Raw genomic sequence first — 10,211 nt, forward strand, 5'->3', positions numbered from 1 at the left:
CTTGGGCGAGGAGCTGGTTGGGCATGTTCCCCATGACCGATGGTTCGGTTAATCATAGCCCCCTGGCCCAAACTACGGACAATAATTTCACGGTAAATCTCTTCTTCCGGTTCGATATAGTGAACATTTCCCGTAGCCAGAACAGGTTTGCCAAGACGGTCCCCAACCTCTATCAAACTCTTGATAATGGTCTGGAGCTCCTCCATATCCTTGACCTGCTCCTTGGCAATTAATGGCGCATAAATAGCCGGTGGCATAACCTCGATAAAGTCATAATACTTGGCCACCTCAACCGCCGCATCCACACCTTGGGAAACGACGGCATCAAAAACTTCACCCTCAGAGCAAGCTGATCCTAAAATCAAGCCTTCCCGATGGGCATCTAAAACCGTTCTTGGAATCCGTGGCACCCCTTCAAAGTACTTAGTATTGGATAAAGAAACCAGTTTAAAGATATTTTTTAACCCTACTTGATTCTTGACATAAATGGTAGCATGTTTAATCCGAGCTTTTTTATAAGAATCTGGACTAATCAAATCAATGTTGAGTCTAGCTAGATCGGTCACACCATGTTTCTCTGCTACTTCTTTGATAAAGATGAAAAGCAGGCGACCTGTAGCTTCCGCATCGTAATTGGCCATGTGGTGATGTTCCAAAGCCACACCAAAACGCTTGGTCAAAGGTCCCAAACCATGACGTTTATACTCAGGATAGAGGTTTCTAGCAAACTCCAGCGTATCAATAACTGGCTGGCTAATTTTAGGAAGACCATGACGCTCATAGTTGGCATTCATAAAGCCAACGTCAAAGGTCGCATTGTGGGCGACTAGGACAGTATCCTGGCAAAATTCTTGGAATTCTTGCAAAACTTGTTCCAGTGGTTTAGCATTTTTGACATGATCATCTGTAATTCCAGTCAACTCAGTAGTAAAAGCCGACAAGGGATGCCCAGGATTGATAAATTCATCAAATTCAGCAATGACATTCCCCTTGTACATCTTAGAAGCCGCAACCTGAATCAAATCATTATAGATAGCTGAAAGTCCTGTCGTTTCCACGTCAAAAACCACGTAGGTCGCTTCTGACAAGTCCATCTCCACTTCGTTATAGACGATAGGGACACGGTCCTCCACGATATTGGCTTCCATTCCATAGATTAGCTGAATTCCCGCTTTTTTGGCCGCCTTATAGCCGTGTGGGAAGGATTGAACATTCCCGTGGTCGGTGATAGCAACTGCTTTGTGTCCCCACTTAGCAGCTGTCGCAACGATTTCTTCAACCTCTGGTAGAGCATCCATGGTCGACATATTAGTGTGAGCATGAAACTCAACCCGACGCTCACCTTCTGGCATCAAATCTTTCCGCTCATAGTGAACAACTTCCTGCACATCCTGCACATTCATAGTCAAATCGCGTGTGAAGTTATTCATCTCCACATTCCCACGCACTCGGAGCCAAGAATTCTTCTTGATGAGGTCAAATTTCTGAGCCTCTTCCTCATTTTTAACCCACTTTTGCATAGAAAAACTTGAAGTGTAGTCCGTCATTTTAAAGTTGATTAAAACACGACCTGTTCTAGTCACTTTTTGCTCTACATCAAAAACAACCCCTTCAAAGACCAGACGATTTTCCTCAGTCGTCACTTCGATCATAGGAGTAATCTCCGCCTTATCTAGCTTTGGCTTAGCCGCAGCTTTTTTGGCTTGAAAATCAAAGGTTGGTTTGTCTTCTGCTGGAGGTGGTGCCATCTGTTCCAGTTGTTCCATAGCACGGAGCGCTTCCTCATTGGCAGCTTGAACAATCTGCTCATTTTCAGCATGAAAGGCTTCTTCCTGCTCTTGAGTCAGCACATCATTCTTCTCTACTTGACAGTTGAAAGTTGGAAATCCAAATTTTTCAAGTTGTTTAGCTAAATTAGGAAGGTGATTCTTCTTAAAATGTTCCTTATCAATCGCCTCTGAGCCTTCAATAAAGAGTTGATTGCCTTCAGCACGAACTTGCAGATTTTGATAAAGAGATTTAAAGCCTTGACTAGCACATGGACCCTCAGAAAAAGCCTCTCTATAATAGGCTTGCAAGAGTTGGCTTGAAAATTCTTGAGACAGAGCCTTAATTTCAAAAATAGCTTTATTACCTGTCTTAGAAAATTCCTCACTCAAACCCTTCTTTAATTCTAAAAAGATTTCAATCGGTAAAATATTAGAAAATACGAAATGAAACTCCCATACCTTACTAATTTTATGAACCACAACTCGCTCAATATCAGCCTGTGACAAAGCATGAGCCTGTCTCATTTCAGCAGGCATCCCCAATTGATTCATCAAAATTTCAAAACTATTTGACATTCATTTTCCTCACATTATTCTCCTACTATTTTACCATACTTAGAGGTGTTTTCTAAAGACAAAAGGAAGCCACTAAGTGACTTCCTTCTAGAGTGAAGACTGATTAGTCTTCACCTTTGTTTTTCTTAATGATTTCTTCTTGTACTGACTTAGGTACATCTTCGTAGTGGTCAAATACCATCATGAATGTACCACGTCCTTGAGATGCAGAACGAAGAACTGTTGCGTAACCGAACATTTCAGCAAGTGGAACGTAAGCACGAACGATTTGGCTGTTACCGTGTGCTTCCATACCATCTACACGTCCACGACGAGCAGTTACGTGACCCATAACATCACCAAGGTTTTCTTCTGGAACAGTGATTGTTACAAGCATCATTGGCTCAAGGATAGCTGGTTGTGCTGATTTAGCAGCTTCTTTAAGAGCAAGTGAAGCCGCAATCTTGAAGGCAGTTTCAGATGAGTCGACATCGTGGTATGAACCATCGTAAAGCTTAGCTTTAACGTCAACCATTGGGTAACCTGCAAGTACACCGTTAGCCATAGATTCTACCAAACCTTTTTCAACCGCTGGGATAAATTCACGAGGAACCACACCACCGACGATTGCGTTTTCGAATTCGAATCCTTTACCTTCTTCGTTTGGAGTAAATTCAATCCATACATCACCGAATTGACCTTTACCACCAGACTGACGTTTGAAGAATCCACGTGCTTGAGTAGAAGCGCGGAATGTTTCACGGTAAGATACTTGAGGAGCACCTACGTTTGCTTCAACTTTGAACTCACGACGCATACGGTCAACAAGGACGTCAAGGTGAAGCTCACCCATACCAGAGATAACTGTTTCACCAGTTTCAACGTTTGTTTCAACGCGGAATGTTGGATCTTCTTCAGCCAATTTTTGAAGGGCGATACCCATCTTGTCTTGGTCAGCTTTAGATTTTGGCTCAACCATCAATTGGATAACTGGTTCTGGAACGTTGATTGACTCAAGAATGATTTTAGCTTTTTCATCTGTCAATGAGTCACCAGTTGTAGTATCTTTCAAACCAACGGCAGCAGCGATATCACCTGAGTAAACAGTGTCAATTTCTTGACGGCTGTTGGCGTGCATTTGAAGGATACGTCCGATACGCTCACGTTTACCTTTAGAAGTGTTCAATACGTATGAACCTGATTGAAGAACACCTGAGTAAACACGGAAGAATGTCAAACGACCTACGAATGGGTCTGTCATGATCTTAAAGGCAAGAGCTGCAAATGGCTCTTCATCAGATGCTGGACGAGTTTCTTCTTCATCTGTATCTGGGTTGATACCTTTGATCGCTGGGATGTCAAGTGGGCTTGGAAGGTAGTCAATAACCGCATCAAGCATCAATTGAACACCTTTGTTCTTGAAGGCAGAGCCACACAATACTGGGAAGAATTCAACGTTGATAGTCGCTTTACGGATACCAGCTTTCAATTCTTCGTTAGTGATTTCTTCACCTTCGAGGTATTTCATCATCAATTCTTCGTCAGTTTCAGCAACTGCTTCGATCAATTTTTCACGGTATTCTTGAGCTTGGTCAAGGTATTCAGCTGGGATGTCTTCTTCAAGGATATCTGTACCAAGGTCGTTAGTATAGATTTCAGCTTTCATCTTGATCAAGTCGATGATACCACGGAAGTCATCTTCAGAACCGATTGGCAATTGGATTGGGTGTGCATTTGCTTGAAGACGATCGTGAAGTGTGCTTACAGAGTAAAGGAAGTCAGCACCGATTTTGTCCATTTTGTTGGCAAATACGATACGTGGAACTCCATACTCAGTTGCTTGACGCCAAACTGTTTCAGTTTGAGGCTCAACACCTGATTGTGAGTCAAGAACGGTAACAGCACCATCCAATACACGAAGAGAACGTTGTACTTCGATTGTGAAGTCCACGTGTCCTGGTGTGTCGATAATGTTTACGCGGTGGTTGTTCCATTGAGCTGTTGTCGCAGCAGATGTGATAGTGATACCACGTTCTTGCTCTTGCTCCATCCAGTCCATTTGTGACGCACCTTCGTGAGTTTCACCGATTTTGTGGATTTTACCAGTGTAGTAAAGAATACGCTCAGTAGTTGTTGTTTTACCAGCATCGACGTGAGCCATGATACCGATATTACGAGTTTTTTCAAGTGAAAATTCGCGTGCCATGAGGTTTGTTTCTCCTATTTATTTTTGATTTCTATTCTATTATAACATGATTTTAATAAAAACGGATAGGCAGGACCTACCCGTTCTCAATGTTTTCATGCTATTGTTGGTTTCAACTTGTAGATTTACAAATTGAATTGAACTCGGGCTAAAGTTAATTAGCCGATTTGAGCCGGAACGGGATGCTGTGTGAAAAAGATAAACTTCCTTGTATTCGTCGAATACTGCGTCAGTTTCCTATTTTCACCTTGCATCCTTACCGTTCCTAGCATCATGATTTTACCAACGGAAGTGTGCGAATGCACGGTTAGCTTCAGCCATACGGTGAGTGTCTTCACGTTTCTTAACTGCTGCACCAGTGTTGTTAGCAGCATCCAAGATTTCTTTTGCAAGACGATCTTGCATTGTGTGTTCACCACGAAGACGAGCGATTGTTACCAACCAACGAAGTCCAAGTGTTGTACGACGTTCTGGACGAACTTCAACTGGGACTTGGTAGTTAGAACCACCAACACGACGTGCACGTACTTCAAGTACAGGCATGATGTTTTCCATAGCTGTTTCAAATACTTCAAGTGCATCGTTTCCAGTAGCTTCTTTGATTTGCTCAAAGGCACCGTAAACGATTGAAGCAGCTGTACCACGTTTACCATCAAGCATAACGCGGTTGATAAGACGAGTAACTAGTTGTGAATTGTAAAGCGGATCTGGCAATACGTCACGTTTTGGAGCTCTATTTTTACGACTCATTTCTCTTTATCCCCTTTCCTTATGCTTTTGGACGTTTAGTACCGTATTTAGAACGGCCTTGTTTACGATCGTTAACACCTGCAGTATCAAGTGCACCACGGACGATATGGTAACGTACCCCTGGAAGGTCTTTTACACGTCCACCACGAAGAAGCACCACGCTGTGCTCTTGCAAGTTGTGTCCGATACCTGGGATGTAGGCAGTAACTTCGATAAGGTTGCTCAAACGTACACGAGCGAATTTACGAAGGGCTGAGTTAGGTTTTTTAGGTGTCATTGTTCCAACACGAGTTGCAACACCACGTTTTTGTGGTGAAGAAACGTTTGTTTGAACTTTTTTATGACTGTTGTAACCAACGTTCAAAGCTGGTGATTTAGATTTTTCTACTTTTGATTTACGCGGTTTGCGAACCAATTGGTTAATTGTAGGCATCTACATTCTCCTGTGTTTTTTTATTTTTGGTGATGATACACTTGGTGACAGCTATCATCTGTGTGTACTTTTGCAACATTTGTCAGCACGTCCCTGTACACTCTTGAGAGACCAAAAGTAAAAAGTACCGTCTATTATTGTAACAAAATTTTCCCTTGGTTGTCAAGATATTTTTCTTTTTTATTGTTAATTTTAGCTCTTTTGTAGTGCTCCCTAAAAAAGAAAAAGGAGGAATCCCACCCTCCTAAAATTAATATTGTTCCATTCAATCTCATCAATTTTAGACATAATGTTCAAAAAATATTATATCATCACAACCAACCAGATTCTTTCGCAATATTAGCTGCCTCTGTTCGATTGCCTGCATGTAATTTAGAAAGAATATTGGTGACATAGTTTCGGACTGTTCCGTTGGATAGATAAAGTTTGTCTGCAATTTCTTGGTTAGATAAGCCCTGAGCAATTCCCTTTAAAACTGCGATTTCTTGTTCTGTTAATGGATTGGGATGCGTCATCACCACTTCCATCAATTCAGGCGAATACTCCTTGCGTCCCTCTAGGACGGTGTGCAAGGTTTGCATTAGCTCTGCAATGTTTCTTTCTTTTAATACATAAGCATCTACTCCAGCCTTGACCGCACGTTCAAAATACCCAGGACGTTTGAAGGTCGTCACCACAACCACCTTTGTTTCAAGCTTTTCTGCTCGTATCCACTCCAAAACTTCAAGACCTATCTTAACAGGCATTTCTACGTCAAGGATGGCGATATCTACAGACTCCTTTTCTAATAGTTGGATTGCTTCTTGCCCATTCTTGGCTTGAAGGACAGACTCCACATCCGGTTGAAGCGTGAGCAATTGACACATAGCATCTCGCAACATACTTTGATCTTCTGCGACTAACACTTTCATCTACTTTCTCTCCTTATAAGGTAGTCGAACCTGCACTTCTGTCGGTTGTTTCTGACTAATTACCTTTACTTCTCCCGAAAATGGAAGAACACGATCTCGAACTGTATGGAGGTCATCCCCCTTTATAGAAGTAAAGCCACAGCCATCATCTCTCACTGTTAGAATGAGTTCTTTCTCTGTCCGTTCTAATTTCAAGTAGACTTTAGACGCTTTAGCATGTTTGATGATATTGGTCACTAATTCAAGCAAAATCATGGAAGCCGTTGACTCCAATTCCTGAGTAAGGCTAGCTGTATCTAGTTGATTAGCTATTTCCACCTCAATTCCAGCAATTTCTAACATCTTTTTCACAGTCTCTAGTTCGGATGTCAAAGTTCTAGACTTAAGATTTTCCACAATGGTTCGCACTTCACGCATTGATTCTTTGCTAATTTGCTGTATTTCTCTTAATTCCTTTTCCACCTGTGGGTAAGCCTCCATCTGAAATAACTGCAAGGCTAAATCTGTCTTGACACTCAGCATAGCAAAGGTATGTCCCAAGCTATCATGCAAATCTTGACCGATACGACTGCGTTCATTTTCAGCAAGCAAGAGATTTATCTGGGCATTTTGCTTAGCCTGCGCTTCTTTCAAATCCTCCACAATACGAATCCGAACCAAGCCAAAAGTCATCAAATCGACAAAAGCAAGAATTACAAGTAGATAGAATAGAAACTCAACTTCGATTCTCTGAAAAATCAACAGTTGGCCCACAACAAGGACTTGAGCAAGAAGAAAAGTCCAGACATGTAAAGACTTTAAACTACGTACGCCAAAATGATAACTTAAGAGGTTAGAAAGGAAAAAGAAGAACCAGATATAATTAACAGCAACAAAGGCAGTATTCCCAACTACATAAGTCAGCATGAGACCCCAATATAGCCAAGATAGGCGCTGGCTCTTAGTTGTTAAAACACCCAAATACGCCACTACAAATAGAATATCAACCAATAAATGCCAGACAGGAAGCCACCCAGTCACTACAGGTAGGATGGGGAAAATCATAAAAATCAAACTTGCCCAAAACATATAGTGTATGCTTTTTAGTCTTTCAAACATTAAGTATTCTCCTTATGACCTTGAAGGTAAATGGTCAAACCAAACAAAACTGCTGAAAAAACAAGTAGATAAACTGTGGCTGATAGATTGATGCCACCCTCGTTTAAGAAAGCCTTGAGCAACTCCATCAACTGATAAGTTGGTAGGCACTTCCCGATTGCTTGCATCCAGTCTGGAAATAAAGAGATGGGCATCCAGAGTCCGCCTAAAACAGCCAAGCCTAGATAGAGAAGATTACCCACGACAGACATCAGCTGACTAGAAGGCAAGAGTGTCAAGGTTAATCCAAGCGCTACAAAGGCAACACTTCCTACTATCAGCAAAAGTGCAGCCCCAATCCAGCTTCCTAGAGACATATCCACACCTCTGACCAAGTGCCCAACTGAGAAAACAACCAGGATTGAGACCAAATAATCAACCATCATACTTGTTATCTTTGATAGATAATATTCTACCATATTTACTGGAGTATGGCGTAATGTTTTCTGCCAATTGTTGATTTTATCGGTATGTAAAACAGCTGGGAATGAAAACATAGCTGTCGACATCATGGAAAAGGCTGTCATGGAGATGAGGTAATCACGCATAAAATTCGCGGGCCCACCTGGTGTGTCCTGGTACATGCCAGAAAAAAATAAATAGAAGGCTGTCGGCATCCCTACGGATAACAGATAATAGACTAATTGTCGTTTGGTCAATAGAAATTCTATCTTGTTTAGTGCGATCCATCGTTTCATCTTAGTCATCTCCCTTTTGTGTTTCTTCAAAGATTGTATCCAGCAAGCTACGATTATTGACTTCAATTTCTTGAATCCTACATCCTGCCTGAACTAATAGTTCCCAGAAAGCGTCCGCTTCGCGTGTGACTACTTGTAGAGCATCTTGTTTTTGTGACCAGTTTTCAACCAAGTTAGACTGCTCAATGACTTCCTTGTATGCTAGAGGAAGGATAAAATGCTTTTCAATTCCCTCACTACGCATGGCTAGAGGCGTCGTATCACGAATCAACTCTCCCTTATTCAAGACCAAAATCCGGTCCGCTGTATGCTCTACCTCTTCGATATAATGGGAGGAATAGAGAATGGTAACTCCCTTAGCTTTTAGTTCCTGAACAATTTCCCAAAAGCGTTGACGAGTTGAAGTATCCATGGCAGCAGTTGGTTCATCTAAAAAGACAAGCTTTGGTCGCCCAATCAAGGTCAAGACAAAAGAGAAGAGACGCTTTTGCCCGCCTGACAATTTTTCTGCGAATTGCTCTTTCTGATGCTGGTCAAACTGCAATAGTTGATCGATTTCCTGGTTGCTCAAGGGATTTGGATAAATACTTTGAAAGAAAGCAATCAACTCTTTGACCTTTAATTTCTGAACGATGACATTTTCTTGAGGGAGATAGGATCTTGTGTAGTCTAACTGAGAACTCGTCACTGGCAAGCCTTGGATGGATACTTGATCGCTTGTGACCCGTTTATCTCCAAGCAAACAGTCCAAGAGTGTGGTCTTCCCAGCACCATTGGGCCCAATCAAGGCGACGCATTCACCTTCAGCTATCTCAAAGGAAATATCCTTCAAAATAGCCTTGCCCTTGATGTTTTTATTTAGGCTTTCTACCTTAATCATGTTCATGATATTCTCCTTTCAACCACTCCTTTCCCATAGGAAAGGCGATAAAAATCATAAATCCCAGTCCCCAGGCACCACGGATGAATTGGTGAAGGAAGGCTTGATCAAACCAACCTGTAAACATTTCTACCAACCATACCACTAGTGATAGTCCAATAAAAAGATAGAGAAACGCTTTTTTCATTTTTCAAACTCCTTTTTCACATCTGAGACTAATTTCAAACCTTCTCGGATAAGCCAGGACATCATTCCAAATCCTGCAAATAGCTCCCAAGGAAAATGATAGAAATCTTCATCCAATCCTGAGAACATGAGATAAGTCATGACTCCTGCTGCTACTAAACTCATTGCGACAATTACTTTATGTTTCATTTTTTCTTCCTCCACTTGATACATCTAGTATAATTCTTTGAAGGTAGAATCACTAGAAGCTTCTGTCATGAGGAGATATGACAAATGTCATTAAAAATTCTGTTCAAAACAAACAAGATACACTATACAATAAAACACAAGTAGAAAAATCTAAGGCAGCCTCCTCAAAAGAAATATCAAACCCCATTCACACTATAATGTAAACTAATACTTATCTAAACTCGTAATAGCAGCAATTTTTATAACATTGAAACATATATTATAGGTTCAACAAAAACTCTTCTATTACTTTATTAAGAATTAATAAGAGTTATAAAATCTATTAAATTTCAATGTGTATAATTAACTACAGTATTTATTAAACAAGACAGGAAACAAAAAAGTATACGCGATCAAAATGAATTACTGAAATTCAAAAAAGAGAGAAGCAAACTGATTCTCTCTTAATGTATATAATATCTAGTTAAACAAAAAAGATACGCTTACGTATCTCTGTA

11 protein-coding genes are annotated in these 10,211 nt (G+C 41.0%); 1 reads left to right on the forward strand and 10 read right to left on the reverse strand.

The features are described from left to right. The 10 genes from ACLNCN_RS01190 to ACLNCN_RS01235 all read right to left on the reverse strand — a co-directional run. Positions 1–2,345: PolC-type DNA polymerase III (locus ACLNCN_RS01190; RefSeq protein ID WP_424844464.1), on the reverse strand; the 2,345-nt coding region annotated here is incomplete at its 3' end. A gap of 103 nt (positions 2,346–2,448) precedes the next feature. Then, positions 2,449–4,530, reverse strand: coding sequence for an elongation factor G (gene fusA, locus ACLNCN_RS01195; protein ID WP_000090348.1), 2,082 nt, complete (start codon positions 4,528–4,530; stop codon positions 2,449–2,451). 279 nt (positions 4,531–4,809) lie between these two features. Continuing rightward, positions 4,810–5,280, reverse strand: a complete 471-nt coding sequence (gene rpsG, locus ACLNCN_RS01200; RefSeq protein ID WP_000087873.1) for a 30S ribosomal protein S7 — start codon at positions 5,278–5,280, stop codon at positions 4,810–4,812. A 19-nt stretch (positions 5,281–5,299) separates the two neighbouring features. Next, the gene (rpsL, locus tag ACLNCN_RS01205) at positions 5,300–5,713 is read right to left on the reverse strand and encodes a 30S ribosomal protein S12 (protein WP_001142332.1); all 414 of its coding nucleotides are present in this window, start codon (positions 5,711–5,713) and stop codon (positions 5,300–5,302) included. A 311-nt stretch (positions 5,714–6,024) separates the two neighbouring features. Next, positions 6,025–6,624: a response regulator transcription factor gene (locus tag ACLNCN_RS01210; protein WP_424844465.1), complete on the reverse strand. Its 600-nt coding sequence runs from the start codon at positions 6,622–6,624 to the stop codon at positions 6,025–6,027. Beyond that, positions 6,625–7,722, reverse strand: coding sequence for a sensor histidine kinase (locus ACLNCN_RS01215; protein ID WP_247953458.1), 1,098 nt, complete (start codon positions 7,720–7,722; stop codon positions 6,625–6,627). Continuing rightward, a complete protein-coding gene (locus ACLNCN_RS01220; protein WP_125454664.1) occupies positions 7,722–8,459 on the reverse strand; it encodes an ABC transporter permease in 738 nt (245 codons plus the stop codon). Before ACLNCN_RS01220 ends, ACLNCN_RS01215 begins: the two co-directional genes overlap by 1 nt. A 1-nt stretch (position 8,460) precedes the next feature. Further along, a complete protein-coding gene (locus ACLNCN_RS01225) occupies positions 8,461–9,345 on the reverse strand; it encodes an ABC transporter ATP-binding protein (RefSeq protein ID WP_045612719.1) in 885 nt (294 codons plus the stop codon). Further along, entirely contained in the window at positions 9,332–9,526 is a 195-nt protein-coding gene (locus ACLNCN_RS01230; RefSeq protein WP_000708869.1) for a hypothetical protein, read from the reverse strand. The genes ACLNCN_RS01225 and ACLNCN_RS01230 overlap by 14 nt, the downstream gene beginning before the upstream one ends. Further along, positions 9,523–9,714 carry a hypothetical protein gene (locus ACLNCN_RS01235; RefSeq protein WP_012972435.1) on the reverse strand — a complete coding sequence of 64 codons (192 nt, stop codon included), beginning with the start codon at positions 9,712–9,714 and terminating at the stop codon, positions 9,523–9,525. Before ACLNCN_RS01235 ends, ACLNCN_RS01230 begins: the two co-directional genes overlap by 4 nt. Before the next feature lie 77 nt (positions 9,715–9,791). On the opposite strand from ACLNCN_RS01235, the gene ACLNCN_RS01240 reads away from it, so the two are divergent. Continuing rightward, on the forward strand, positions 9,792–9,917 hold the full coding sequence (locus ACLNCN_RS01240; protein ID WP_260467300.1) for a hypothetical protein: 126 nt from the start codon (positions 9,792–9,794) through the stop codon (positions 9,915–9,917). The last annotated feature ends 294 nt before the right edge of the window (positions 9,918–10,211 follow it).

The organism is Streptococcus sp. CL8.13 (assembly GCF_049737895.1).